General features: G+C 63.4%; 25 protein-coding genes. 12 read left to right on the top strand and 13 right to left on the bottom strand.

The genetic code is table 11. The features are described 5' to 3' along the window. Positions 1 to 14: 14 nt before the first annotated feature. Positions 15 to 413 carry a type II toxin-antitoxin system VapC family toxin gene (locus AC56QX_RS18260; protein WP_497109801.1) on the bottom strand — a complete coding sequence of 133 codons (399 nt, stop codon included), beginning with the start codon at positions 411 to 413 and terminating at the stop codon, positions 15 to 17. Continuing rightward, a complete protein-coding gene (locus AC56QX_RS18255; protein WP_497109800.1) occupies positions 413 to 697 on the bottom strand; it encodes an antitoxin in 285 nt (94 codons plus the stop codon). The genes AC56QX_RS18260 and AC56QX_RS18255 overlap by 1 nt, the downstream gene beginning before the upstream one ends. A 232-nt stretch (positions 698 to 929) precedes the next feature. Here AC56QX_RS18255 and AC56QX_RS18250 point away from each other — a divergent pair, with 232 nt between their 5' ends. From AC56QX_RS18250 to AC56QX_RS18240, 3 genes are all read left to right on the top strand, one after another. Next, positions 930 to 1,916, top strand: coding sequence for a sulfate ABC transporter substrate-binding protein (locus AC56QX_RS18250; protein WP_497109799.1), 987 nt, complete (start codon positions 930 to 932; stop codon positions 1,914 to 1,916). Between the two features lie 250 nt (positions 1,917 to 2,166). After that, positions 2,167 to 2,616 (top strand): RrF2 family transcriptional regulator, encoded by a 450-nt coding sequence (locus AC56QX_RS18245; RefSeq protein WP_010910348.1) that lies wholly within the window; start codon positions 2,167 to 2,169, stop codon positions 2,614 to 2,616. Positions 2,617 to 2,794: 178 nt separating this feature from the next. Beyond that, on the top strand, positions 2,795 to 3,931 hold the full coding sequence (locus tag AC56QX_RS18240; protein WP_497109798.1) for a hypothetical protein: 1,137 nt from the start codon (positions 2,795 to 2,797) through the stop codon (positions 3,929 to 3,931). On the opposite strand, the gene AC56QX_RS18235 is transcribed toward AC56QX_RS18240, so the two are convergent. From AC56QX_RS18235 to AC56QX_RS18195, 9 genes are all read right to left on the bottom strand, one after another. Next, entirely contained in the window at positions 3,926 to 4,474 is a 549-nt protein-coding gene (locus tag AC56QX_RS18235) for a gluconokinase (RefSeq protein WP_497109795.1), read from the bottom strand. The genes AC56QX_RS18240 and AC56QX_RS18235 overlap by 6 nt on opposite strands. Positions 4,475 to 4,590: 116 nt before the next feature. Then, on the bottom strand, positions 4,591 to 5,577 hold the full coding sequence (locus AC56QX_RS18230) for an ABC transporter permease (protein WP_497117801.1): 987 nt from the start codon (positions 5,575 to 5,577) through the stop codon (positions 4,591 to 4,593). Positions 5,578 to 5,591: 14 nt separating this feature from the next. Next, positions 5,592 to 6,572, bottom strand: a complete 981-nt coding sequence (locus AC56QX_RS18225; protein ID WP_497109793.1) for an ABC transporter permease — start codon at positions 6,570 to 6,572, stop codon at positions 5,592 to 5,594. After that, complete coding sequence (locus tag AC56QX_RS18220; protein WP_497109791.1) at positions 6,569 to 8,116, bottom strand: sugar ABC transporter ATP-binding protein; 1,548 nt, start codon at positions 8,114 to 8,116, stop codon at positions 6,569 to 6,571. Before AC56QX_RS18220 ends, AC56QX_RS18225 begins: the two co-directional genes overlap by 4 nt. A gap of 82 nt (positions 8,117 to 8,198) precedes the next feature. Further along, on the bottom strand, positions 8,199 to 9,326 hold the full coding sequence (locus AC56QX_RS18215; protein ID WP_027029815.1) for a sugar ABC transporter substrate-binding protein: 1,128 nt from the start codon (positions 9,324 to 9,326) through the stop codon (positions 8,199 to 8,201). A 309-nt stretch (positions 9,327 to 9,635) separates the two neighbouring features. Next, positions 9,636 to 10,664, bottom strand: a complete 1,029-nt coding sequence (gene gntR, locus AC56QX_RS18210) for an HTH-type transcriptional regulator GntR (protein WP_497109789.1) — start codon at positions 10,662 to 10,664, stop codon at positions 9,636 to 9,638. A gap of 131 nt (positions 10,665 to 10,795) precedes the next feature. Continuing rightward, a complete protein-coding gene (locus AC56QX_RS18205) occupies positions 10,796 to 12,025 on the bottom strand; it encodes an MFS transporter (RefSeq protein WP_497109787.1) in 1,230 nt (409 codons plus the stop codon). 193 nt (positions 12,026 to 12,218) lie between these two features. Further along, complete coding sequence (locus AC56QX_RS18200; protein WP_497109785.1) at positions 12,219 to 12,995, bottom strand: FadR/GntR family transcriptional regulator; 777 nt, start codon at positions 12,993 to 12,995, stop codon at positions 12,219 to 12,221. Positions 12,996 to 13,110: 115 nt separating this feature from the next. Next, positions 13,111 to 14,007 (bottom strand): NAD-dependent epimerase/dehydratase family protein, encoded by an 897-nt coding sequence (locus AC56QX_RS18195; RefSeq protein ID WP_497109783.1) that lies wholly within the window; start codon positions 14,005 to 14,007, stop codon positions 13,111 to 13,113. Between the two features lie 119 nt (positions 14,008 to 14,126). On the opposite strand from AC56QX_RS18195, the gene AC56QX_RS18190 reads away from it, so the two are divergent. Then, positions 14,127 to 15,065 carry an NAD(P)-dependent oxidoreductase gene (locus AC56QX_RS18190; RefSeq protein ID WP_497109782.1) on the top strand — a complete coding sequence of 313 codons (939 nt, stop codon included), beginning with the start codon at positions 14,127 to 14,129 and terminating at the stop codon, positions 15,063 to 15,065. Between the two features lie 20 nt (positions 15,066 to 15,085). On the opposite strand, the gene AC56QX_RS18185 is transcribed toward AC56QX_RS18190, so the two are convergent. Together AC56QX_RS18185 and AC56QX_RS18180 are read right to left on the bottom strand one after the other, a co-directional pair. Then, a complete protein-coding gene (locus tag AC56QX_RS18185; protein WP_497109780.1) occupies positions 15,086 to 15,868 on the bottom strand; it encodes a FadR/GntR family transcriptional regulator in 783 nt (260 codons plus the stop codon). A gap of 181 nt (positions 15,869 to 16,049) precedes the next feature. Then, the gene (locus AC56QX_RS18180) at positions 16,050 to 17,039 is read right to left on the bottom strand and encodes a sugar-binding protein (protein ID WP_497109778.1); all 990 of its coding nucleotides are present in this window, start codon (positions 17,037 to 17,039) and stop codon (positions 16,050 to 16,052) included. A 441-nt stretch (positions 17,040 to 17,480) separates the two neighbouring features. Between AC56QX_RS18180 and AC56QX_RS18175 the strand changes: the two genes are divergently transcribed. From AC56QX_RS18175 to AC56QX_RS18140, 8 genes are all read left to right on the top strand, one after another. After that, a complete protein-coding gene (locus AC56QX_RS18175) occupies positions 17,481 to 18,224 on the top strand; it encodes an ATP-binding cassette domain-containing protein (protein WP_497109776.1) in 744 nt (247 codons plus the stop codon). 61 nt (positions 18,225 to 18,285) lie between these two features. Beyond that, a complete protein-coding gene (locus AC56QX_RS18170; RefSeq protein ID WP_497109774.1) occupies positions 18,286 to 19,284 on the top strand; it encodes an ABC transporter permease in 999 nt (332 codons plus the stop codon). A gap of 209 nt (positions 19,285 to 19,493) precedes the next feature. Then, positions 19,494 to 20,321 (top strand): helix-turn-helix domain-containing protein, encoded by an 828-nt coding sequence (locus AC56QX_RS18165; protein ID WP_497109772.1) that lies wholly within the window; start codon positions 19,494 to 19,496, stop codon positions 20,319 to 20,321. Positions 20,322 to 20,439: 118 nt separating this feature from the next. After that, the gene (locus AC56QX_RS18160) at positions 20,440 to 20,883 is read left to right on the top strand and encodes an SRPBCC family protein (RefSeq protein ID WP_497109770.1); all 444 of its coding nucleotides are present in this window, start codon (positions 20,440 to 20,442) and stop codon (positions 20,881 to 20,883) included. 11 nt (positions 20,884 to 20,894) lie between these two features. Further along, positions 20,895 to 21,689 carry an FAD binding domain-containing protein gene (locus AC56QX_RS18155; RefSeq protein ID WP_497109768.1) on the top strand — a complete coding sequence of 265 codons (795 nt, stop codon included), beginning with the start codon at positions 20,895 to 20,897 and terminating at the stop codon, positions 21,687 to 21,689. A 61-nt stretch (positions 21,690 to 21,750) separates the two neighbouring features. After that, positions 21,751 to 22,233 (top strand): (2Fe-2S)-binding protein, encoded by a 483-nt coding sequence (locus AC56QX_RS18150; RefSeq protein WP_497109766.1) that lies wholly within the window; start codon positions 21,751 to 21,753, stop codon positions 22,231 to 22,233. Positions 22,234 to 22,245: 12 nt separating this feature from the next. Beyond that, positions 22,246 to 23,613 carry a xanthine dehydrogenase family protein molybdopterin-binding subunit gene (locus AC56QX_RS18145; protein ID WP_497109765.1) on the top strand — a complete coding sequence of 456 codons (1,368 nt, stop codon included), beginning with the start codon at positions 22,246 to 22,248 and terminating at the stop codon, positions 23,611 to 23,613. A gap of 1 nt (position 23,614) precedes the next feature. Continuing rightward, positions 23,615 to 24,619, top strand: coding sequence for a xanthine dehydrogenase family protein molybdopterin-binding subunit (locus AC56QX_RS18140; RefSeq protein ID WP_497109763.1), 1,005 nt, complete (start codon positions 23,615 to 23,617; stop codon positions 24,617 to 24,619). Position 24,620 lies beyond the last annotated feature (1 nt).

Here is a 24,620-nt window from a genome sequence, read left to right as displayed (position 1 = left end):
CCTCGGGTCGAGCCCTACTCCAGCCAGTTCTCGACCTTTAGCTTAGGGATGCGGGTGAATTCTCCCATGTTGGCCGTCACCAAAATGGCACCCAGCACGCTAGCGTGAGCGGCAATAAAAAGGTCATTGTGGCCAATGGGTTGGCCAACGGCCTCCAGCTCGGCGCGAAGCATGCCATACTCGGCATCCACCGGCACATCGAGCGGCAGGACAGGGATCTCGGCCAGCAGGTCCTCGACCTTCTTGAGCAGCTTGGCCGATCCCTTCCTGGCACAGCCATATCGCAGTTCAGAGGCGACCACGATGCTGGTGCACACGGCGGCGTCTCCTTCGCGCAGCATTGAACTGGCGGCCTTGCCGGCCGGGTTTCGGATCATATCGCTGATAATGTTGGTATCCAGCATGAACCGCATCAAAAAATATCCTCGGCTTCGACAGGCGTATCGTTGATCTCGGGAAAATCGTCCTCAGGACCAAGCGGCGCCTCTTTCGCCCATTGGGCGAGCAGCGCGGTCAGACCGGGCTTGCGGACCGGCTCGATGATCAGGCGGTCGCCCTCACGGCTGATCAGAACCTTGTCGCCGGGGAGTTCGAACTCGACAGGAATGCGCACCGCCTGGCTGCGATTGTTGCGGAAGAGCTTGGCCTCCTTCGGCGGCGGCGTTGTTGTTGTTGTTGAATGACGGTGCTGGGGCATGACTGCCTCCCTTTGTATATGCCTTTTGTATATGCCAACTGACACAGCAACGCAAGGTGAGAAACAATACGGAGGCGAGAAGGCGCTGGCCGGAACAGAATTCTAACGACAGGTATTTGTGACGACGTCTTTTCTCACGACACCACCTCACAACCATCGCGCGTGCCTCGTCGCGCGGGCCATCCCACGGCTATGGTCTGAACATAAACGCATTGCATCCGGAGCCTTTTTCATGAAGCGATTTTTCCTCGGCGTTGCCGCTGTCGCCGGCCTGTTCCTCGCATCCTCCCAAGCCTGGTCGGCCGACAAACTGCTCAACGCCTCTTATGACGTCGGCCGCGAATTGTTCGTTCAGGTCAACAAGGCCTTCATCGCAGCGCATCCGGGCGTGACCATCGACCAGTCGCATGCCGGCACCTCGGCGCAGGCACGCGCCATCGCCGAGGGTCTCGGCGCCGATGTCGTCACCTTCAACCAGGTCACCGACATCGATTTCCTGGTCAAGAAGGGGTTCGTGTCCGCCGACTGGCAGAAGGATTTTGCCAACAACGCCTCACCCTTCTACTCGCTGCCTTCGTTCCTCGTCCGCGCCGGCAATCCCAAGCACATCAAGGACTGGAACGATCTGGTGCGCGACGACGTGCAGGTGATCTTCCCCAATCCGAAGACGTCGGGCAATGCGCGCTACACCTATCTGGCGGCCACCGCCTACGCCAAGGAAGCGTTCAAGGGCAACGACGCCAAGGTGAAGGAGTTCATCACCAAGCTGTTCAACAATGTGCCGATCTTTGACACCGGCGGCCGCGCCGCGACCACCACCTTCGTGCAGCGCGAGATCGGCGACGTGCTGATCACCTTCGAATCCGAAACGCGCGGCATCCGCAAGGAATATGGCGACGACAAGTTCGAGCAGGTCACGCCCTCGGTCAGCCTGCTGGCGGAATTCCCGGTGGCGATCGTCGACAAGGTCGCCGACGAGCATGGCACCCGCGATCTGGCCAAGACCTATCTCGATTTCCTCTACACGCCCGAAGGCCAGGACATCCTGGCCCAGAACGGCAACCGTGTGCGCGACGCAGCCGTCGCCGCCAAATACAAGGCCGATTTCCCCGAAGTGCGCCTGCTGACGGTGGAAGACGTCTTCGGCGGCTGGGACAAGATCCAGAAAGAGCATTTCGCCGCCGGCGGCCTGCTCGACCAAGCCTATGGCAGCCGCTGACGGCTACAGCATACAAAGAACAGATGAGAGAAAGCCGGCAACAAGCCGGCTTTCTTCGTTTTTGCCATCAGTCATGGCGAATACGGCGCCATCACTACAAAACGTTACAAAGAATCAACGCGTTTGTGCCTACCGTGCCATTTGGCGTCTTGTTGTCGCGAAATGCCTTCGCGCGGCGAAACCGTCATTATTTGCACACAAACAGCCGCCAGATGCGGGGTGGTTGGGGCTTTAACGGGTTGACTCGGGCATGCTGACAAAAAAAGGCAAATACGGCCTCAAGGCCCTCGTGCATCTTTCCAGCCTTCCAGTTGGCCAATTGGCCTTCGTCAACGACATCGCGGTCGCCAACAACATCCCGAAGAAATTCCTCGACGCCATCCTCGGCGAATTGCGCAATGCCGGCTTCGTGCAGAGCCGCAAGGGCAAGGAAGGCGGCTATCGCCTCGCCCGCCCGGCCTCCGAGATCAAGATAGGCCATGTCGTGCGCGTGCTTGACGGGCCGCTGGCGCCGATTCCCTGTGCCAGTCGCACGCAATACCAGCGCTGCGAGGATTGCGACGAGGCGACCTGTCAGGTCCGGCACATGATGCTGGAAGTGCGCCAGGCGATCGCCGAGGTGCTGGACAATCGCAGCCTCGCCGCCATGCGCGATGCCGACAACGACGATTTCCCGGTCGAGCTGTCGTCGCAAATCTAATGCATGTCGCCCAAAAGTGACCTCGGTTTTGGGAGAACGACATGCATAACAACAAAGATCTAAAGCGCGTCGCATGACGCGCTTTAGATCGACGGCTGGCGATCGGCGTTCATCGCTGTAAGATTGCGCGATGCGCGCAGGCGCTTTGCAGCAACAGGAACGGATGGACGCCCGCGGGATGAGGCTGTCGAAGTTCGCGAGATCCCGAAACACTGCCCGCAGGCCGACCGCCACGGCCAGGTTCCAGACCGAAATCATCGCCGATGTCCCCGTGCCGGAAAGGGCTGAGGACGTGCGCTTCTTCAGCCGCAAGGTCGTCCACCCCGGCAAGGTACGCCGGTTCTCGAACCAGGACCTGCGGGAAAGCGCGATGGCTCTCTTCTATCTCGTGGTCGCGGCTTCGGTGCCGGTGCGCTGGTGGGCGTCGATCTGCGATCGGATGTCCAGGCTTCGCCTGAAACGGCATCTGCGCAAGCAATTTCCAGGCTATGCCGCCGCGACGCGCGCCGTGCTTGGCAAGGATATCGATCCGCGCGGCCTGTTCGAGGCATTGCTCGCGGCGCGCCACCGCCGCCGGCTGCAGCTTGCCGCGCACCTCGCCGGCTTCCGATGGGCGCCGACAATCCGGCTGGAGGGACAGGAAGGACTGCAGGCAGCGTTGCGGCGCGGCCATGGCGCGATCGTCTGGTGCGATCAGTTCACCTCCCAGACCATCCTCGGCAAGCGCGCCCTGCACGAGGCCGGCATCGAGGCGCACCAGGTGAGCGTCAATTCCCACGGTGTCTCGGAATCGATGTTCGGACTGCGTTTCCTGAACCAACCGCTGGTCAAGGTCGAGAACCGTTATCTCAAAAGCCGCATCGTCTTCGAACGCGACGATGCCTATCAGGTCACCATCCGCATCCAGAAGATCCTGAAGCGCAATGGCGTGGTGCTGATGACCAACACCATCCATGCAGGCTCGACCTTCACCGAGGTCGCGCTCGGTGAAGGCGGCTGGACGCATCTTGCCTCGGCGCCAGCCAATTTCGCTGCAAGAGGCAAGGCGGCGCTGTTTGCCATGTCGACCTTCGAGACCGTTCCCTTCCGCGAATACCGGGCCGTCATCAGCCCGGAGCTGTTGCCGGCTGAAGCGGAGGTGGGACGCGACGGAGCCAAGGATATGGTGCTGCAGGCGCGCTATATCCTGCTCAAGCGTGACCGGCTGCTCGAAGCGCTGAAACTGTTTCCCGAACAGATGCTGGTCTGGTCCGGCAGCCGGCGGATGACGGAAGCCTCGGACGAGGCCGTGACCGGCGACGATACCGGCTCATGACCTGGCCAGCAGCCGCATCGCGTCGGCAACGACATCGGCAACGGGACGCGTCGCGTCGATTGTCAGGGCCCACTCATCCATGCCCGGCGGCTCCAGGATGGCGAATTGGCTGTCGACCAGGCTTGCCGGCATGAAATGGCCCTTGCGGCTGGCAACGCGCCGCCGCGCGGTGGCGGGATCGATCTCCAGGTAGAGGAAGACGATGTCAGCGCAAAAACCGCGCAGCCGTTCGCGATAACTGCGCTTCAGCGCCGAGCAGGCCGCGACCACACCCTGCCCGTTGCCGACCGACGCCGCGATGCGCTCGCCGATCGCATCGAGCCAGCCTTCGCGTAACTGGTCGGTAAGGGGCTCGCCGCTTGCCATCCGCGACACGTTTTCGGGCGGATGCAGTCGGTCACCCTCGATGAAGACGGCGTTCAGCGTGGCCGCCAGCGCGATGCCGACAGCCGACTTGCCGCAGCCGGCGACGCCCATCACCACGATGGCCGGAGGCACCGCGCCGGGAGCGCCCGTTGGCGCCTGCGCTGCTTCTTCGTCCACGGCTAGAGCATGATGCCGAAAAGTGTGAAGCGGTTTTCGGACGACATCATGCTCTATCTCCTTGATTTGGAGGCGGATTCAGATTTCAGGTCGATTCGACCTGAAATCATCCGGCTCTAGCGGCTTGCCGGCGCGCGGCCGTAGAGCAGCAGCATGGCGACGATGACGACGCCATAGATGATCTGCCGCCCCGCCTCCGGCATCTGCATGACCGACAGGATGGATTGCAACAGCGTGATCAGGATGACGCCGGCGACGGTGCCGAGATAGGAGCCGCGCCCGCCGAGGATCGAAGTGCCGCCAAGCACCACGGCGGCGATCGACGGCAAGAGATAGGCGTCACCCATCGACTGCGCTGCCTTGGAGGCATAGCCGGCAAGCAGCACGCCGCCGAAAGCGGAGAGACCGCCGGAGACGGCGAAGGCGATCATCACCACACGCCTTGTGTCGATGCCGGAGAGATAGGCGGCGCGCTCGCGGTTGCCGATGCCATAGACGGTGCGGCCAAAGCCGGTGCGGGTCAGCACGAACACCATTGCCGCGCCGATCAGCGCCCAGATGATGACGGCGTTGGGCACGCCGGGGATGGCAAAGCCGGTGGCCAGATATCGCATGGCGCCGGTGGCCGAATCCTGGGGTGAGAAGCCGCCGGTATAGACAACCATCAACCCTTGCGCGACGGCGTTGGTGGCGAGCGTGATGATCATCGAGGGAATGCGCAGATAGGCGACGCCGATGCCGTTGACGACGCCGATCAGCACGCCGCAGAAGATGCCGAACGGGATAGCCAACACCACCCCGGCCGGACCGTAGGCGGCAGCCGCGCAGGCCATCATCGCGCCGGCCGCCACCGACCACGGCACCGACAGGTCGATCTGGCCGAGCAGGACAACCAGCATCATGCCGGTGGCGATGACGCCGAGGAACGAGGCGACCTTGAGCTGCTGCAGCAGATATTCAGGCGACAGGAAACTTCTGGAATAGAGACTGCCCACGAACAGCAACAGCACGATGCAGGCAAAGGCCGTCAGCACCGCCGGATCGGCGCGGCGGATGAATTTCGGCATGCGGCCGGCAATGCCGCCGTTGCTCTTCCCAACCATCGGCGTCGTTTCGCTCACAAGAACCACTCCAGCCGGTTGCGGACCCGAAACAGGGCGAAGGCGCCGAGGCTGACGGCGACCAGCAGGATAACGCCCTGGAACAGCGGCTGCCAGAGCGGATCGAAATCGAACACGAACAACAGATCGCCGATGGTGCGGAAGGCCAGCGCGCCGAAGATGGCGCCGATGGCGCTGCCCTTGCCGCCGAACAGCGAGACACCGCCAAGCACCACGGCGGCGATTGAGAACAGCGTGTAGGCGTTGCCACTGGCATAGGCCGCATCGCCCGTATAGGTGAAGAAGGTGAGGAACAGCCCGCCGATCGCGGCCAGCAGCCCGGCCAGCGTGTAGGCGGCGAACTTGCCGCGCCTTATCGGCACGCCGGACATGTAGGCCGCCGTCTCCGACGAACCTGCGGCGTAGGCCGCCCGGCCAAGCACCGAGCGGCTGAACGGCACCCAGATCACCAGCACGATGGCGATCAGCGCGACAAGGCTCGCCGGCACCACATCGAAGACGCGACCGGTCAGCGCATCGGCCAGATCCTCATTGACCGAACCGCCCGGGAATGGCCGCAGTAAAAGGCCGATGCCGTAATAGACGGCCCCGGTGGCGATTGTGGCGACGATCGGCTGCAGGCGGCCATAGATGACGATGGCGCCGTTGATGGCGCCACAGAGAAGGCCAACTGCCAGCACGGCGATGACGCCGAGCGTCGTCTGCATCGGCGTGCCCACCACCAGCCAGGAGGCCAGGCAGTTGGTGAGCAGGAAAATCATGCCGACGGACAGGTCAATGCCGGCGGTGATCACCACCAGCGTCTGCGCCATGGCGACGAAGGCGAGCAGCACGCCCTTATTCGCCGCCGTCTGCACCACATTGGCGGTGAAGCCGGCCGGATGGTTCGAGGTGTAGATGACGAACATGACGATGAAGATGCCGAGCGCCAGCAGCGTTCCGCGCTGCTCGGCCAGCCAATAGCGCCAATCTTTCACGCAACTGCTCCCAGGCCCACCGGGCTCTCCTCGCCATGGATGTTGAGCGCGCTTGATATCAGCGCCCGCTCGGTGATCTCGGTACCGACCAGCTCGCGCTTGACCGCGCCGTCATAGAGCACCAGCACCCGGTCGCAGCAGCCGATCAGCTCGTCATAGTCGGTCGAATAGAAGAGGATGGCGGCACCCGCATCCGCCAGCTTGCGCATCAGCTGGTAGAGCTCCTGCTTGGTGCCGACATCGATGCCACGCGTCGGATCGTTGAGCAGGATGATGCGCGGCTGGCGCATCAGCCATTTGGCGATGACCACCTTTTGCTGGTTGCCGCCCGACAATGCGCCGACCGGAATGTCGAGACCCGCCGTCTTGATCGCCAGAAGGCCGACCATGTCGTCGATCAGCCGCTGTTCAGCGGCGCGGTCGATGATGCCGCCCTTGGACAGCCTGTCAAGCGCGGCGAAGGACAGGTTTTCGCGCACCGTCATCGGCAGCATCAACCCTTCGGTCTTGCGGTCCTCCGGGATCAGCGCCATGCCGATGCCGTCCTGTCGCGCCTTGGAGGGACTGCCGATCGTCACCGGCTTGCCGTCGATCAGCACCTCGCCGGAAAGGCCGCGCAGCACGCCGAAGAAAGCGAGCAGCAATTCGCGCTGGCCCTGGCCGTCGAGACCGCCAAGGCCAACCACCTCGCCTGCCCTGACGGTCAGCGAGATGTTGTCCAGCCGGTCGGTCCACGAGAGCTTGCGGGCTTCAAGTCTGGGTGCCGCTGTGGTTGGGACGGTCGCCGGCTTGGGCGGGAAGATATGACTGTATTCGCGGCCGATCATCAGTTCGACCACCTCATTGTCGCTCTTGGAGCCGGCCTTGTAGCTGGCAACGTTGCGGCCGTTGCGGAACACTGTGCACTGATCGGCGAGTTCCGCGATCTCATTCATGCGGTGCGAGATGTAGAGCAGCGCCAGTCCTTCCCTGCGCAACCGCTTCAACACGCCAAAAATGTTCGAGACATCCGCCGCGGCGAGCGCGGACGTCGCCTCGTCGAGGATCAGGATGCGCGGCTTTCTGGCCAGCGCCTTGGCGATCTCGACCATCTGCCGGCGCGACAAGGGCAAGTCCTTGACCAGCGCCAGCGGGTGGATATCGGCAGCACCTGCGCGGGCAAGGGCTTCCTCCGCGATGCGGCGCTGCGCCTTGCGGTCGATCATGCCGAAGCGTTTGGGCGGGTCTGATATGACGATGTTGTCGGCGACGCTGAGTTCGGGAACCAGCGACAGTTCCTGGAAGATGCAGACGATGCCTGCCTTGTTGGCGGCAGCCGGCGAAGCGAAGGTCACCTCACGGCCATCCAGCATCATGCGGCCTTCGTCGGCCGCGACGACGCCCGCCATCACCTTGATCAGCGTCGATTTGCCGGCGCCGTTTTCGCCAAGGATGGCGTGGATGCTGCCGGACGTGACGACAAGCTCCGCCTTTTCCAGCGCCCGCACGCCACCATAGCGCTTGGATATGCCTTCCATCTGGAAGAGCGGAACCGCAGCGTCCATAGGCCCTCCCGAGGCACTTTGACGACCAGAGATATCGAGTGGCCGGCGCCGTGGGGGGATCCCACGGCGCCGGGAGTGCAGCCTACTGGTCCGCCTTGGTCTGCCCCATGATTTCCTGCGCGGTGAAATTGATGCCGCAGGTCGGGAAGGAATTACCGACGAAGAAATTGTCGGATTGGTCGGGGAAGAAATCCTGACCGGCCTTGAAGTTGGGATCCTCGACGATCGCCAGCGGCAGCTTGACCGACTGCGGGACGACATTGCCTTCAAGCGCTGCGATCGCCGTCTTGATGGCAACCGCCACCTGCGCCGGGCCGGTACCGGCTGACGAGCATTTCAACCCGTCGGCCGCGTGGGCCGCGCAGAATTTGCGGAAGCCGTTCTCGGTCTCGCCGCCGAATGGCACGAACGGATGCTTGGCATCGATCATCGCCTGCACGATGCCGGTGTCACCGCCCTGTCCGGTGACGCCGTCGAAGGGGCCGTTGGTGGCGATCGCATCGGCCGAAGCCTTTTGCGCAACGCCGTCATCCCACTTGCCGACGACCTCGGTAACCGCCCATTTCTTGCCGGAGGCGTCGAGAACTTCGTGGATGCCATTGTGGCGGTCTGTGTCGACCGATGTGCCGGCAACGCCGCGCACCTCGAGCACCTTGCCGCCATTCGGCACATGGGTGACCAGCCACTTACCCCACAGCTCGCCAAGACCCTTCTGGTCGACGTTGACGTTGATGGCGTCCTTGGTGTCGAGAATGTTGTCGAAGGCAACCAGCACGACGCCGGCTTCCTTGGCGCGCTTGATCACCGGCCCGAAGGCGGTCGGGTTCTGTGCGTTGACGACGATGGCGTCATAGCCGGAATCAATGAAGTTGTTGATCGCCGAAATCTGCGCCGGCACGTCTTCCCCGGTCGAGACGACCTTGAATTCCTTCAGCTTCGCCGCGACGTCCTTCTGCGCCGCATAGGCCTTCGCGGTCTGCACCATCTGGATACGCCACGTATTGGCGATATAGCCGTTGGCGAGCGCAATGCGGTATGGGCCGGCCTTCTTGGGGAACTTGAAGAACAGCGTGTCCGCGGCCCAGGGTGAGAAGCAATCCGGCTCGGCCGCCGGACCCTTCACGATTTCAGGGCCCGCAGCAATCGCCGACGAGCTCAACATGACGAATGCAGTGGCGGCAACGATGCCACCAACAAGTGACTTGATCATCGATAATCCTCCCGATTGCAGTTCTGATTTGTCTGTTCAGTTTTATGGATTTTTTGCGCTTCCGGCTGGCCCCTCCGCCTTGCCCAGTCACGCCCTGCCAGGTGCCGAAGGCCTCCGCGATCCCTCCCCTTGCCGCCCCCCTTCAGCGGGGTGAAATCTATCATATTATACATAATAAACAAGCTTGAGCTGTTGCTTATGTATAATAAACAGGCTCGGCCTCTAAGCGACGATGCCGGCTCAACGAAAATGGTAGCGCTACCATGACGTCGTGTAAAGCGCCATTTGCGGGCGGTCTCGAAAGCATGTTCAGCGTGCGGTGCTCTCGCGGCGCTTGAGCTCAAAGCCGAGGTCGACGATCCGCTCCTGCGGCCTGTCGCCAGAGATTGCCGCGAGCGCCATGGCGACCGCGCGCCTGCCGATTTCGTATCGGTGGGTGCGGATGCTGGTGATTGAGGGAAAGGCCACCTGCATCATGTCGAGATCGTTGAAGCCGACGATACCGATGGTCTTCGGCACGTCGATCGCGGCGCGATGGCATTCAAACAGCACGCCGAGCGCGATGTCGTCATTGTTGCAGAACACGCCGTCGAGCGTCGGCATCTTGGCCAGTGCGTCGCGGAACAATTCGCGGCCGAGCGGCACGCTGGACAGCACCGGCGTGGTCGTGACCAGGCGCGGGTCGAACAGGCCGGCTTTCTCCATCGCCGCTCGGTAGCCGGCGAGGCGCCGTTGCGAGCGTGGGTCCATGCGCGCGCCGATGAAGCCGATCCGCCGGTAGCCCGCCTCGATCAGGTGCTCGGTCGCCGTCCTGCCGCCGTCGAAATGCGAGAAGCCGACCAGCATATCGACGGGATCGGGCCCTGTCTCCATCACCTGCACCACCGGGCAACCGGCATTTTCGAGCAGTCTTCGCGAGGTTGGCGTCTGGTCGATGCCGGCGACGATGAGTGCTGCCGGCCGCTGCGAGCCGAACACCTGTAGGAGCCGCTCTTCCTCGAGGCCGGAATAATGCGTGTTGCCGAGCTGGATGCGGAATGGACTGTCCGACAGGCTGTCATAGATGCCGCGCACCACTTCGGCGAAGACGTTGTTGGTGAGCGACGGCACCAGCACGCCGAACACCTCGGCGCGCGCCGAGGCCAGCGCCCGCGCATTGGGGTCCGGCACATAGCCGAGCTCGTCGACGGCGGCCTGGATCTGGCGGCGCAATTCCTCGGAGACACGCTCCGGCTCGCGCAGCGCGCGCGACACGGTGATGGCGCCGACGCCGGCCTTGCGCGCGACATCCGATATGGTCGGGCGGCCGCCGCCCCGGCGCGAGCGCGGCTTGATCAAGGCCACTGCCCGCAGCCGCCGAAGCGCACCCGCAATACGATCATCTGAGCTGTCGCCATCTCACCGGCCTGTTGCGCACCCCTGGGCCTCTGGGGTCGCGCAGTGCCTGCCTATTGTCAAGCCGAGGTGTCTCAGGCCGCTATGACAGCCCTTTGCCTTGCCTTCCACATGAACAGCCCGACAGCCAGTATGTTCAGCAAATTCCAGGCGATGCCGTTGAGGAAGGCAGCGGCGTAGGAACCGGTCAGGTCGTAGATCCAGCCCGACATCCAGCCGCCGATCGCCATACCGAAAATCGTCGCCATGATGACGATGCCGATACGCTGACCAGCCTCCTTGGCGGGCAGATAGTCGCGGACGATGATCGCATAGCAAGGCACGATGCCGCCTTGCGACAGGCCGAACACCAGCGACACGACATAGAGCGAGGCGAGCCCGTCGAAAGGGATGTAAAACAGCAGCGACAGGCATTGCAGGACCGAGCCGATAAGCAGCGTCTTCACGCCTCCGATGCGGTCGGCGAGAAAGCCGGAGGCAAGCCGGCTGACGACGCCCGCCGCCATCATGATCGACAGCATATCGGCGCCATGCGCCATGCCATAACCGAGATCCATGCAATAGGCGACGATGTGCACCTGGGGCATTGACATCGCTACGCAGCAGCCGAGGCCGGCGACGACCAGCAGCCCCTGCAACGCCGCCGGCGACATCGGCATCGGCTGCACGGGCCGGCTTCCCGGCGAACCGGCGGCCGCCGCCTCCGGAGCCCCGCGCCGCAGCAACAGTACCAACGGCACCATGGTGACCAGGCAGAAGATGCCGATCGCCGCATAGGTGAAGCGCCAGCCTTCCGCCTTGATCAGCGTGGGCATGATGGTTGGCCAGAGCGCGCCGGCGAGATAGTTGCCGGCCGCCGCCGCCGTGACGGCGACGCCGCGCCGGCGGTTGAACCAGTGCGAGATATCGGCGATCAGCGGCCCGAAGATCACCGACGTGCCGACACCGATCAGCACGCCCTGCGCAAGGGTGAATTGCAGGATCGAGGTCGACAGCGCGGCAAGCATTAGGCCGGCGGAGAGCGCCACGGAAGAAATCAGCGCCGGTATCCAATAGCCCATGCGGTCGATGGCGCGGCCGACCAGTACATTGCCGGCGGCAAAACCAACCATGGTCGCGGTGTAGGGCATGGATGCCGCCGCACGGTCGACGCCGAACTCGGCTTGCACGGCGGGCAACACCACGACGACAGCCCACATGCCGACCGCGCCGATCGTCGCCAGCACCATCGAGATGGCGAGCCGCATCCAGGCGTAGGAGCTGTCGACGCCGGGGCTGGCCTGGCTCAAGTCGGTTCGGGTCAAAGGCGTTTTCCTGTCGGCTGTCTCGAAAACCGGCTGCCGTTTGCGCCACTATCGGCACATTCTCAGGAGGCAGCAGCGCCACGGCGGGCAAATCCGTGGCTCCAGACCTGAAGTATGTGCAAAGACCTACCGCCGGGATCGCTCGCAAATAGGCAAATAGCCAGAGCAATCATGCTGCTGGCTGATTGGTTGTCTAACGCGACTTGATAACGTGGTCAGTGTTGGCGAGCAGCTTGCGCACCGCTGCCCGTGCGGCGTCCGGTCGCTGCAGGCGGATATTCTTCTCGATCGCCTCATGCAGCTTCTGCGCATGATTGAGATCGTCGACCGCCCGCGTCGTATAGGCGAACAGGTGATCGAAAGCGGATTCGATCAGCACGCCGAGCGGCACCAGCAGATCGTTGCCCGAGGCCCGCAGGATGGCAAGATGGAAGCGCGTGTCGGCACGCGTGCGCTCCTGCAGGCTGGCGGCCTCCCCCATCTCGCGGCAGGCCTGGCTGATCTCGGCCATCTGCTCGTCGGTCCGCCGCATGGCGGCGAAGGCGGTCGCCTCCGGCTCGATGATGTGGCGGAACTCCTGCACCGTCTTCAGGAACACCTCGCGGTCCGGCGACGTCGCGTACCAGGCGAGCACGTCGCGATCGAGCAGGTTCCAGCGCTCCTTCGGCTCGACCCAGCTGCCGATCTTGGGGCGTGAGGCCAAAAGGCTCTTGGCCATCAGCATCTTGATCGCTTCGCGCACAGCCGAGCGGCTGACGCTGAAGGTCTCCGACCATTTGGCTTCGTTGGGCAATATGGTGCCGGGCGGATAGTCGCCGCGCACGATCCGCAGGCCAATCTCGCTGGCCAGCGACGTGTGCACGCTGGCGCCCGGAATGCGCGCCGCATCGGCCCGGCGAACACCGGCCGGGCGCTCGACGGCAGCCGCCTTTTTCGGCGATTTTTCCTTGTTCGGCTTCGCGTCCCGCATATGCCTCAGAAAGGCCGGTTTACAGAAGCTGTCAAGCACCACCGAACGGTTGAGCCGCAAAGCGCGCCGCTATGCACAGCCCAGCCCCATTTACCGCTCGCTCCGTTGGGCATGCTCAGGCGGTTTTGACGTATTTGCGCCAGCTGTGTTCCGGGCGGAAGCCCAGCATGTCGCGTGCCTTGCGGTTCGACAGCAGCGTCTCGTATTCACCGAGTTCGGCCTTGACCGGCACGTCGGGATAAAACCGCTTCAGGAGTTCAGCCGTCGGCAGATCGGACGAGGTGTCGTCATTGGCGGCGTTGAACACCTGGAAGCCGAGGCCGTCCTTCTCGACGGCGCGCAGGGTGATCTGGCCGAGGTCGCGTGCATCGACATAACTCCAGGCGATCCGCTTGCGGAAACCGGGATCGGCGAACCATTTCGGGAACAGCGAATATTCGTGCGGCTCGATGACATTGCCGATGCGCAACGCATAGATGTCCGTGCCATTGCGCTGGGCGAAGGCACGAGCCGTCTTCTCGTTGACGATCTTGGACAGCGCATAACTGTCCATCGGGTCGACGTCATACGCCTCGTCCAGCGGGAAATATTGGGGATCGCGCGGTTCGTTGGCGAACACCAGGCCGTAGGTCGTCTCGCTGGAGGCGATGATCACCTTGCGGATGCCAAGCTTCACCGCCGCCTCGATGACATTGTAGGTGCCCATCGCGTTGATGCGGAACACCTCATTGTCGGGCGTGATCATGATGCGCGGGATAGCGGCGAAATGCACCACCGCATCCACCGGCTGCGGCCGCAGCGACGGATCGAATTCGTGCAGGCCCATATAGCTCGACAGCGCGTTGAACACCTGCCCGCTGTCGGTGATGTCGGTGATCAGCGTGCGCACCTTGGGATTGTCGAGCGGCTTGGTGTCGATGTTGAGCACCTGGCAGCCCTGCTCGACAAGATATTGCACGACATGACGCCCAGCCTTGCCGCTGCCGCCGGTGAACATGATCCGCTTCGTCATTCTGGTCTCCATGACAGGCTCTGGAATTCCCGTCTATTGTCAGACAATATTGCTTTCTGCAACCGTATATGGCTAAAACGGCGGTGCAATTATCGATAATCCGGGATAGGAACGACGACATGAACACCTCCGCCGCGCGCGAAAAGATCGGCTTCATCGGCCTTGGCCTGATGGGGCACGGTATCGCCAAGAACATCGTCGACAAGGGTTATCCCCTGACATTCCTTGGCCGTAAGAACCGCAAGCCGGCGGAGGATCTGCTGGGCCGGGGCGCCAAGGAAGCCGCCACTTCGCGCGATGTGGCAGTGGCGTCCGATATCGTCTTCATCTGCGTCACCGGTTCACGCGAAGTCGAAGCCATCATCCGCGGCCCCGGCGGCCTCAAGGAAGGCTTGAAAAAAGGCTCGGTCGTCGTCGATTGCTCGACTTCCGATCCAGTTTCGACCGTGGCGCTCGCCGCGGAACTGAAGGAGATCGGCGTCGACTTTGTCGATGCGCCGCTCAGCCGCACGCCAAAGGAAGCCTGGGAAGGCACGCTCGACGCCATGGTCGGCGCCCCCGACGCTCTCTTTGCCCGGGTCAAGCCGGTGATCGAAACCTGGGCTGGCCGCATCGTCCATATCGGCGACACCGGCGATGGCCACCGCATGAAACTGCTCAACAATTTCATCTCGCTGGGCTATGCCGCCATCTATTCCGAGGCGCTGGCTCTGGCCGAAAAGGTCGGCATCTCACCGCCGCGCTTCGACAGCGTCATCCGCAACGGCCGCATGGATTGTGGCTTCTACCAGACCTTCATGCGCTGGACGCTGGAAGGCGACCGTGACGCCCACAAATTCACCATCGCCAACGCCTTCAAGGACCTGACTTATCTCGAGTCCATGGCGGGTGCGGCCGGCATCGCCAACCCGCTCGGCAATGCCACCAAGAATTCCTTCGCCGGCGCCCATGCCACCGGCCCGGCCGAACAATTCGTGCCGATGCTGGCGACCCATATCGCCAAGGTGAATGGGGTGGACCTGATGCCGACGAAGGATGGCAAGAAGCAGACGATCTGAAGCGCGAACGGCCGGCCGGTCTACCGCCGCCGGCTTCCGATCCCCTCATCGGTGTCGGCGAGCAGCTTGTGCACGGCATTGCGGGCCGCCGCCGGCCGTTGCAGGCGGATGCTCTTCTCGATCGCCTCGTGCAGTTTCTGCGCCCGCCGCTGATCACCGACCTGGCGCGTGGTGAAGACGAAGAGATGGTCGAGCGCGGACTCGATCAGCACGCCGAGCGGCACCAGAAGGTCGTTGCCCGAGGCCCGCAGGATAGCAAGGTGAAAGCGCGTGTCGGCACGGATGCGTTCCGGCAGGTTCGCAGCCTCCCCCATCTCGCGGCAGGCCAGGCTGATCTCGGCCATCTGCTCGTCGCTGCGCCGCATGGCGGCAAAGGCGGAGGCTTCGGGTTCGATGATGTGGCGGAACTCCTGCACGGTGCGCAGGAACGCTTCGCGGTCGGGCGCGGTCGCGTACCAGGCAAGCACGTCGCGGTCGAGCAGGTTCCACCGCTCCTTCGGCTCGACCCAGCTGCCGATCTTGGGGCGCGATGCCAAAAGGCTCTTGGCCATCAGCATCTTGATCGCCTCGCGCACCGCCGAGCGGCTGACATTGAAAGTCTCGGCCCATTTGGCTTCGTTGGGCAGGATGCTGCCGGGCGGATAGTCGCCGCGCACGATCCGCAGACCGATCTCGCTGGCGAGCGAGGCATGGACGCTGGACCCGACAAAGTGCGCCGCATCCGCCCTGCGCACGACCGCCGGATTGCGGCTGGCCTGCGCCTTGGCCTGGCTGGCTTTTTTCTTTGACGTTTCGTCCGGCATCCACGTTCCAATGCGTCGGCCGTCTGTCATCCCGAGGGATCTGGCCTTGCGTGGCCCGGCAATCCCGTTGCCGACAATCCAAACCATGGACGCGTCAAAACCGGAGCCTCTGGCCCCCGCCGCCGCATCTCATCAGGGAATTGACGGGGCGCCCGTCAGCCGGGCGCCCCCTCATCGCAAACTACTTCTGGATACAGGTGTCGACCGTGTCCTTGGTGCATTCGTCGAGGCCGGTGAAGACCGGATCGTCGACCTTCTTACCCGTGATCAGGTCGATCATCACCGACGGCGCCTTGTAGCCCATTTCAAAGGGCCGCTGGCCGACCAGCGCGGTGACCAGGCCATCCCTGGCGATCGCCACCTCGTCGCCGATCGTGTCGGCGGCACCGATGACGAAGTCGTTCTTGGCTATCCGGTCCTTCAGCGGTCCGAACAGATCGCGATAGGGCTGCGGTGCGCCGAACAGCGGCCAGCCGCCCATGATGCCGAAGGCGTCAAGCTTTGGGTTGGCGGCGAGGATGTCGGTCATCGCCTGCACGCCCTTGGCGCCGTCGTCATTGGTGAACACCGGGCAGCCTGCAACTTCCGTCCAGCCGCCTTCGCCGGCAAGTGCAGCGAGGCCTTCCTTGCCCGACAGTGCGTCGCGCATGCCCTGGGCACGGCGCAGGATGTTGTCGGCCGCCGGATTGCCCTCGATGGTGCAGATCGTGCCGCCATTCGGCTTGCCCTTCTTGATATACTCGCCGATCTTGTGACCCATCAGATAGTTGTCGGTGCCGAGATAGGTCTTGCGAAGGGCCGCATCTTCCTTACTGAGGTCGGCGTCGACCGTCATGATCGGGATCGTTGGATTGGCGGTCTTGATCGTCTGCGCGATCAGCGGCGCGTTGGACGGTGAAATCGCCATCGCCACCGTATCGGCCTTGCTCAGCATATCCTGGACGATCTGCGCCTCGCCGGCCTCGTCGGACGTCGATGCCGGTCCGGTGTAGAAGCATTCATATTCCGAACTGGCGTTTTCCTTGTTCCACTTCTCGCAACCCTGGTGGATGGCTTCGAAGAACGGATTGTCGAGACCTTTCACCACAATGACGAGTTGCTTCTTGGCCAAAGCCGGCCCGGCGCCCAGCGCCATGGCGGCGACGGCGGCAAGCAATACTGTTTTCCTCATATCAGTCCTCCCTTGGAAACAGACGGACACGGCGTGCCCGCCATACAAATCGACCTAATGCGAGATGGCAGAGCCAACGCTCGTGCCGCCGGGCAAGGCCGATAAGCATTTTCAGATGCGACTGGACCGACAACGTGCCGGAACGGCCGATAACCTCCCGCCGGTCCCGCTGCAACGACGGCTTGGGACCAGGTATCTTTCTCCGACCATCAACTAATAACGGCGCGGCGCCAACGTCAATTGCTATTTGTCCTACAAAACGGATTTTTCGGAACCGTATGTCACTATTCGTCTGACAAATAGCATATTTCGACAATTGACGCACGCGCGAGCATTCGCGTAAATGCCGCTCAACGTTGCTTCCGGGAGGAATGGGGAGCACGATGTAAGGGCTGCGAGCTGGAACAGGCCGGCAGCAAGGCATGGGGAGGCTATAGGCTGGTGGCGGTTCTCGAACTCACCAATATCTCGAAGCATTTTGGCGCCATCCAGGCGGTCAACGACGTGTCGCTGTCGATCGAACCCGGCCAGGTCGTCGGCCTGATGGGGGACAATGGCGCGGGCAAGTCGACACTGGTCAAGATGATCGCCGGCAATTTCCACGCGAGCCATGGCATCATGCGGATGGACGGCAAGGAATTGATACTGAACAAGCCGGCGGAAGCCCGCCAGCACGGCATCGAGATCGTCCACCAGGATCTTGCGCTCTGCAACAATCTGACGGCCGCCGCCAATGTCTATCTCGGCCGCGAGTTGCGGCGCGGCGTCGGCCCGTTCCGCATCCTCGACTATGCCGCGATGTACAAGCGCGCCGGCCAGCTCTTTGCCGAATTGAAATCCGAGACCCGCCCGCGCGATCTCGTCAAGCAGATGTCGGGCGGCCAGCGCCAGGCGGTCGCGATCGCCCGCACCATGCTGTCGCAGGCCAAGATCGTACTGATGGACGAGCCGACGGCGGCGATCTCGGTGCGGCAGGTCGCCGAAGTGCTGAACCTGATCCGCCATCTGCGCGACCAGGGCATCGCGGTGGTTCTGATCAGCCACCGTATGCCCGACGTCTTCGACGTCGCCGACCGCGTCATCGTCATGCGGCGCGGCAGGAAGGTCGCCGACAAGAAAATCGCCCTGAGCTCCCCCGAGGAAGTCACTGGGCTGATTACCGGCGCCATCGAACAGGTGTCGTGAACATGGCGCACCCGGAATTCACCACGCCGACGCGCATGGCCGCTGGCAGGAAAGGTCGATAATGGCAGCCACCCTTGACCAGACGATCGCACAGAAGCAGCACAGTTTCCTGTCGCGGCTGTTCTCCACCCAGACCTTCTGGGTGGTGATCGCCGTCATCCTCGCCTGCATTTTCCTGTCCTTCGCCACCGACGCCTTCGCGACGTCGAAGAACCTCTACAACATCACCCGCAACATCACCTTCGTCGCCATCATCGCGCTCGGCATGACCTTCGTCATCATCACCGGCGGCATCGACCTGTCCGTCGGCTCGGTGCTGTGCCTGTCGTCGATGGTGCTGGCCGTCACCATGCATGCCGGCTATTCGATCGAGATCGGCATCTTGGCCTCGATCGCCACCGCGCTCGCCATCGGCGCCTTCAACGGCATCTTGATCGCCTATCTCGGCTTTCCGCCCTTCGTCGTCACGCTTGGCATGCTGTCGATTGCCCGCAGCCTGGCCATGGTCGCCTCCAACAACACGGTCGTCTTCCAGTTCGGCCCGGACCACAACAAGCTGCTGGCGCTCGGCGGCGGCGCCTGGGTGTTCGGCATCGCCAATCCGGTGCTCTACATGATCCTGCTGGCGCTGATCACCGGCTTTACCCTGCGCTGGACCAAGTTCGGCCGCCATATCTTCGCCATTGGCGGCAATGAGCACGCGGCAACGCTGACCGGCGTCCCGGTGCGCCAGATCAAAGTCGCCGTCTACATGATCTCGGCGCTGTCGGCCGGCATTGCCGGCATCATCCAGACCGGCTGGCTCGGCGCCGTCACCACCAATCTCGGCACCGGCATGGAGCTGCAGGTGATCGCCGCCACCGTCATCGGCGGCGCCAATCTCGCCGGCGGCGTCGGCACCGCCTTCGGCGCCATTGTCGGTGCTGCCCTCATCGAGGTGATCCGCAACAGCCTCGGCCTGCTTGGCATCAACGCCTTCTGGCAAGGCGTCTTCATCGGCGGCGCGATCCTGCTTGCGGTGCTGTTCGACCGCATCCGCAATTTCAGGCGCAGCGACTGACACTCAAGCGCCTGTCCTTCTCCCTTGTGGGAGAAGGACAATGCCGAAGCGCTATTCGTTCCGGTTCCTATCGCTCAGTCTGAAAATCGGCCGGAGCTGCCCGCCATGGCTGCCGGCCAACAGCCTATGCCTTGACGGAGACCGGAAACCGGTCGCACAATCCTCGATGCAGGCGAAGGGAGGCCAGTCGTCTGCGGGAGGTTATACCCATGACGGACGCGATCAGGCTCTACTGGGGCCGGTTCGGACATGTTTCTGTCCTGAATGTCGCAAGCGACTTCGTCACCCATGCCCATGTCGAGGCACATCTGATCATCTGGCTCGAAGGCACCGCCGGCGAGATGACGATCGGCCGCGAAACGGTCCGGCTCGGCCCATGCACCGCCGCCGGCATCAATTCCTTCCAGCCGCACAGCCACGTCCTGTCGCAAAACGGAACGCCCGGTCTGTTCCTCGCCTTCTACATCGATCCCGACTGGGCGCGCCGTCGCCGCGACCTGCCCTCCTCCGCGCCGCTGTTTTCGCAGGCGGCGATCACGCTGGAGCCCTGGCTGCACCAGGCCGCAGCCAGCCTGCTCGACCATCTGACCGACAATGAAAGCGTCGACGATATCGCCAACTACGAGATCGAGCGCTTCATCGACTCGGTGCTCGATGCCGCCGATGCCGCGGCGCCGCAGGAGGCGCGCATCCGCATCAACACCATGCAGGATTACCGCGTCCGCAAGGCGATCCAGCTGATGAGGGCCAATGTCTGCGAGCGCATCTCCTTCGACGATGTGGCGCGCAGCGTCGGCCTGTCGCGGCCGCATTTCTTCGCTCTGTTCAAGGAACAGACCAATCTGACGCCCAATGTCTACTGGAACACGCTGCGCATGGAGGAAGCGGTGCGGCAGCTGCAGTGGTCGCAGGAGCCGCTGATTTCGGTCGCCTGCAATCTCGGCTTCACCACGCAGGGCAATTTCTCGCGCTTCTTCCGCGATCATGTCGGCGTGCCGCCGACGCTCTACCGTGAGGCGGCGCGGGCGATTGCCTGAGCCGCAGCCGCCTGTTTTTCATACTGATTGATAGGCGGGCAAGACGCTTTGATAAACGTCGTCCGGAGCAGCGCCCTACTCTTGCCCAGCTGTCGCATTCGCAAGGGAACATTTTGATATGGCCAAAGTCACCATCTCCAGCGTCATCGACGCGCCGGTCGAAAAGGTCTGGGCGCGCATACGCGACTTCAACGGCCTGCCGGGCTGGCATCCTCGCATGGTCGAAAGCCATATCGAGGACGGCAAGGACGCCTCAACGATCGGCTGCGTGCGCAATTTCGAACTCGCCAGCGGTGCCCGCATCCGTGAAAAGCTGCTCGACTTCTCCGACGAGAACTTCCTCGTCAGCTATTCCATCCTGGAGACGCCGCAGCCGCTCACCAACCACAAGGCGACGCTGCAATTGCGCCGCGTCACCGATGGCGACCGCACCTATGCCGAATGGGCCGCCAGCTTCGATGCCGCCCCCGAAGAAGCCGACAAGATCGCCGCTGGCATGGGCGCCAACGTCTTCCAGGGCGGCTTCAATGCCCTGAAGAGCCATTTTGCCGGCCAGAGCTGAGGGAGCGGGCCATGGCGCTGGCACTCCAGACTTTTGCAACGGTGAAGGACGCCAACGCGGCGCTGAAAGCCCAGGGCATGCGCTATCTCGGCGGCGGCACGCTGGTCGTGCGCGCGGCCAATGAAGGCGATGTCTCCGTGTCCGGCCTTGTCAGGTCGACTGATCCAGCCCTGTCGGCCATCGCGGTCGCCGGCGGCAAGGTCCGCATCGGCGCTTCGGTGACGATGGCGGCGATCGCGGGCCATCCAGAACTCGGCGCGCTCGCCAAGGCCGCGCGCGCTGTCGGCGGCCCGGCAATCCGCAACATGGCGACCGTCGGCGGCAATCTGTTCGCGCCGGCGCCCTATGGCGACTTCGCCGTTGCCTTGCTGGCGCTCGATGCCACGGTCGGCACCGAGGATGGAGAGACACCGATCGGTACCTTCCTGGCCGGGCGGGACGGCAGCCGTACCATCGCCACGTCAGTCAGCTTCACGCTGCCGAAGGCCGACAGCTTCCGCTTCCTGAAAGTGTCGCGGGTCAAGCCCAAGGGCGTCTCGGTGCTCAGCATCGCCGCGGTTCTGGAACAGGCTGCCGACGGCACCGTCTCTTCGGCGCGGATCGCGCTTGGCTGCATGGCCGACCGGCCGCTGCGTGCCAGGGCGGCGGAAAAGGCGCTCAAGGGAAAGTCGCTCGACCAGAACGGCATCGCGGCAGCGCTGGCCGCCGCCGCCGAAGGAACCGCACCGATCACCGATCCGATCGCCAGCGCCTGGTACCGCGCCGAAGTCCTGCCGGTCCATCTCGGCCGGCTGCTGCTGACCTGAAATCACCCGTTGGGGGGCGCGCGTCTGTCCGATCCGTCGGGCAGGCGCGCAAGGAGGAAACATGGCGAAGATCCCGGTCCAGTTCACGCTCAACGGCTCCGAAAAGGCCGAATTCATCGACAGCGGCACGACGCTGCTCAACGCCTTGCGCGACAAGATCGGCGACACCTCGCCGAAAGGCGGCTGCCACCAAGGTACTTGCGGCGCCTGCTCCGTCATCATCGACGGTGAGCTCCGGCTGTCCTGCCTGACGCTGGCAGAAACCTGTAGCGGAACAACAATCACCACGACGTCGGGGTTGTCGGAAAGTGGCGTCCTGCATCCGCTGCAGCGCGCCTTTCTCGACACCTTCGCCACGCAATGCGGCTTCTGCACGCCGGGCATGATCATGGCCGCCAAGGTGCTGCTCGACCATACGCCCAACCCCAGCCGCGACGAGGTTGTGGAGGCGCTGTCGGGCAACATCTGCCGCTGCACCGGCTACGAGCCGATCATCCAGGCGGTGCTCACCGCCGCGCGGTCCAACTCTCAGAACGCGGCTTGAGGGAGCAAAAGAATGGAAATGCGGAAAAACTACTTCGCCGATGTGCGCAAGGATGATCTGCACGAGATCGGCCAGCCAAGGCCGCGCTCGGACTCACCCGGCCATGTCACCGGCAAGACCGCCTTTTTCGCCGACCGCAACTTTCCCGGCATGCTGCACCTGAAGATGGTGCGCAGCCCGCACCACCATGCCCGCATCCGCTCGATCGACACGTCAGAAGCGGAGAAGCATCCGGGCGTCGTCAAGGTGCTGACCGCCAAGGACGTGCCGCACAATGTCTACACCATCCTGATCCTGATCCAGATCGGGCCGGAGGACGAAACCGTGCTGGCCGACGGCAAGGTGCGCTGGAAGGGCGAGGCCGTGGTGGCGGTGCTGGCCGAGACCGAACGCGCCGCCCAGGAAGCCGCCGCCAAGGTCAAGGTCGACTACGAAGTGCTGCCGGCCGTCTTCGACATGGAGGAAGCGCTGAAACCCGGCGCGCCACTGGTCAACGAATATCACGGCCAGAACTACTACCTCTATGACAGCGGCGAGTGCCGCAAGGTGCGCTTCGGCGACGTCGAGGCGGGTCTTTCTGCCGCCGATCACATCCTCGAGCAAAGCTACCAGTCCTCGCCGATCGAGCATGCGCCGACCGAAACCACCGGCTGCGTGGTGGCGCCCGAGGGCAATGATCGCTTCACCTGCTACACCAACACGCAGGCGATGTTCTTCACCCTCGACAACGCCTCGATCATCTTGCAGATGCCGGGCAGCAAGCTGCATTTCGTCGGTGGCACCGTCGGCGGCGGCTTTGGCGGCAAGGTCGACGTTATCGTCGAGCCGATCGCCATCCTCGGCGCCAAGCTCACCGGACGCCCGGTGTCCTTCATCTACAGCCGCGAAGAGGAGATGCAGATCTCGTCGCCCCGCGCGGCCGAAAAGGTCGTCATCAAGGACGGCGTCATGAAGGATGGCCGCATCATCGCGCGCAAGGTTACCGGCTATACCGACGCCGGCGCCTATTCCCGCCATTCGCCCTATGGCGCGCAGAAGGGGGCGGGGCACTATCCCGGCCCCTACACCATCCCCAATGTCTGGATCGACACCTACTGCGTCTACACCAACCGCACGCCGTCCTCGGCCATGCGCGGCTTCGGCGTTACCATCGGCGATTTCGCGCTGGAGGTGCAGATGGACAAGCTGGCGCGGCTGATCGGCATGGACCCGCTCGAATTCCGCTTCATCAACGCCTATCGCGACGGCGACATGAAGGCGCATCGGCAGCCGACCGAAGGGGCAGCACTCATCGAATGCATGCAGGAAGCCTCGCGCGCCGCCAACTGGCCGGTGGCGGAGAAATACATGGCGATGTCCTCCTACAAGAACGGAGCTTGAGATGGCGATCCGGCGCGGACGCGGCGTTGCCGCGATCAACTATCCCACGGGCATGAACCTCGGCGGCGACCCGACGCAGGCGCTGGTGCATTCGACACCGACCGGCAACTTCATGGTGACTTTGTCCTCCGTCGATCTCGGCCAGGGCATGAAGCAGATCATGGCGCAGATCTGCGCCGAGACGATCGGCGTGCCGACCGACCGCGTCGTCGTCGACACCGCCGACACCGATACCGGCCCGCACTGCATGGGCACCTTCGCTTCGCGCGGCACGCACCGCGCCGGCAACGCCGTCATCCAGGCGGCCAGGGAAGCCCGTCAGGTGATGCTGGAAGTTGCAGCGGAAGAGCTGGAGGTCAACGCCTCCGACCTTGAGACCGATGGCCAGGGCAACATACTGGTCAAGGGCGCGGCGCAAAAATCGATCTCGATCTTCGACGTCGCGCTGTCGGCGCATTTCAAGCGCGGCCGCTCGATTTCGGGTCGCGGCATGTTCCTGATCCCACGCTCCTATCCCGAGAAGGAAACCGGCGCGATGAAGCCGTCGACCTGCTACGCGCATGCCTGCACGGTGGCCGAGGTCGAGGTCGACGATGAGACCGGCGAGGTCACCGTGCTGACGGTGAAGAACGTCTTCGAGATCGGCCGCGCGCTGAACCCAAAAATGGTCGAGCAGCAGTTGGTCGGCGGTTCCTGGATGGGCATCAGCCACGCGCTCTATGAAACCACAGAGCCCTACTACCCCAACCGCGACCATGGCGGCACCGACTTCAACCAATATCTGATGCCGGGTCCGGGCGATCTCGCCGAGACCGAGATCATCGTACTGGAGCGGCCATCGGCGGATGGGCCTTACGGCGCCAAGGGGCCAGGCGAAATGTGCGCCAACCCGCAAATCCCCGCCGTCGCCAATGCCGTCTTCGACGCCGTCGGCGTGCGCATCGACACGCTGCCGATCACGCCCGAGCGCATTTTGCGCGCGCTCAAGGCGCAAGCGGCGAATTGAG

Source organism: Mesorhizobium sp. RCAM 06353, assembly GCF_059683585.1.
The sequence above is the reverse complement of the archived record's forward strand: the minus strand, read 5'-3'. Positions and strand labels throughout refer to the sequence as shown.

Excerpts from the sequence above, each read along its gene's own strand:
- AC56QX_RS18260 (WP_497109801.1), bottom strand. The coding sequence starts at position 413 with ATGCGGTTCATGCTGGATACCAACATTATCAGCGATATGATCCGAAAC.
- AC56QX_RS18255 (WP_497109800.1), bottom strand. The coding sequence starts at position 697 with ATGCCCCAGCACCGTCATTCAACAACAACAACAACGCCGCCGCCGAAG.
- AC56QX_RS18250 (WP_497109799.1), top strand. The coding sequence starts at position 930 with ATGAAGCGATTTTTCCTCGGCGTTGCCGCTGTCGCCGGCCTGTTCCTC.
- AC56QX_RS18245 (WP_010910348.1), top strand. The coding sequence starts at position 2,167 with ATGCTGACAAAAAAAGGCAAATACGGCCTCAAGGCCCTCGTGCATCTT.
- AC56QX_RS18240 (WP_497109798.1), top strand. The coding sequence starts at position 2,795 with ATGAGGCTGTCGAAGTTCGCGAGATCCCGAAACACTGCCCGCAGGCCG.
- AC56QX_RS18230 (WP_497117801.1), bottom strand. The coding sequence starts at position 5,577 with ATGGTTGGGAAGAGCAACGGCGGCATTGCCGGCCGCATGCCGAAATTC.
- AC56QX_RS18220 (WP_497109791.1), bottom strand. The coding sequence starts at position 8,116 with ATGGACGCTGCGGTTCCGCTCTTCCAGATGGAAGGCATATCCAAGCGC.
- AC56QX_RS18215 (WP_027029815.1), bottom strand. The coding sequence starts at position 9,326 with ATGATCAAGTCACTTGTTGGTGGCATCGTTGCCGCCACTGCATTCGTC.
- AC56QX_RS18200 (WP_497109785.1), bottom strand. The coding sequence starts at position 12,995 with ATGCGGGACGCGAAGCCGAACAAGGAAAAATCGCCGAAAAAGGCGGCT.
- AC56QX_RS18195 (WP_497109783.1), bottom strand. The coding sequence starts at position 14,007 with ATGACGAAGCGGATCATGTTCACCGGCGGCAGCGGCAAGGCTGGGCGT.
- AC56QX_RS18190 (WP_497109782.1), top strand. The coding sequence starts at position 14,127 with ATGAACACCTCCGCCGCGCGCGAAAAGATCGGCTTCATCGGCCTTGGC.
- AC56QX_RS18185 (WP_497109780.1), bottom strand. The coding sequence starts at position 15,868 with ATGCCGGACGAAACGTCAAAGAAAAAAGCCAGCCAGGCCAAGGCGCAG.
- AC56QX_RS18180 (WP_497109778.1), bottom strand. The coding sequence starts at position 17,039 with ATGAGGAAAACAGTATTGCTTGCCGCCGTCGCCGCCATGGCGCTGGGC.
- AC56QX_RS18170 (WP_497109774.1), top strand. The coding sequence starts at position 18,286 with ATGGCAGCCACCCTTGACCAGACGATCGCACAGAAGCAGCACAGTTTC.
- AC56QX_RS18165 (WP_497109772.1), top strand. The coding sequence starts at position 19,494 with ATGACGGACGCGATCAGGCTCTACTGGGGCCGGTTCGGACATGTTTCT.
- AC56QX_RS18160 (WP_497109770.1), top strand. The coding sequence starts at position 20,440 with ATGGCCAAAGTCACCATCTCCAGCGTCATCGACGCGCCGGTCGAAAAG.
- AC56QX_RS18155 (WP_497109768.1), top strand. The coding sequence starts at position 20,895 with ATGGCGCTGGCACTCCAGACTTTTGCAACGGTGAAGGACGCCAACGCG.
- AC56QX_RS18150 (WP_497109766.1), top strand. The coding sequence starts at position 21,751 with ATGGCGAAGATCCCGGTCCAGTTCACGCTCAACGGCTCCGAAAAGGCC.
- AC56QX_RS18145 (WP_497109765.1), top strand. The coding sequence starts at position 22,246 with ATGGAAATGCGGAAAAACTACTTCGCCGATGTGCGCAAGGATGATCTG.
- AC56QX_RS18140 (WP_497109763.1), top strand. The coding sequence starts at position 23,615 with ATGGCGATCCGGCGCGGACGCGGCGTTGCCGCGATCAACTATCCCACG.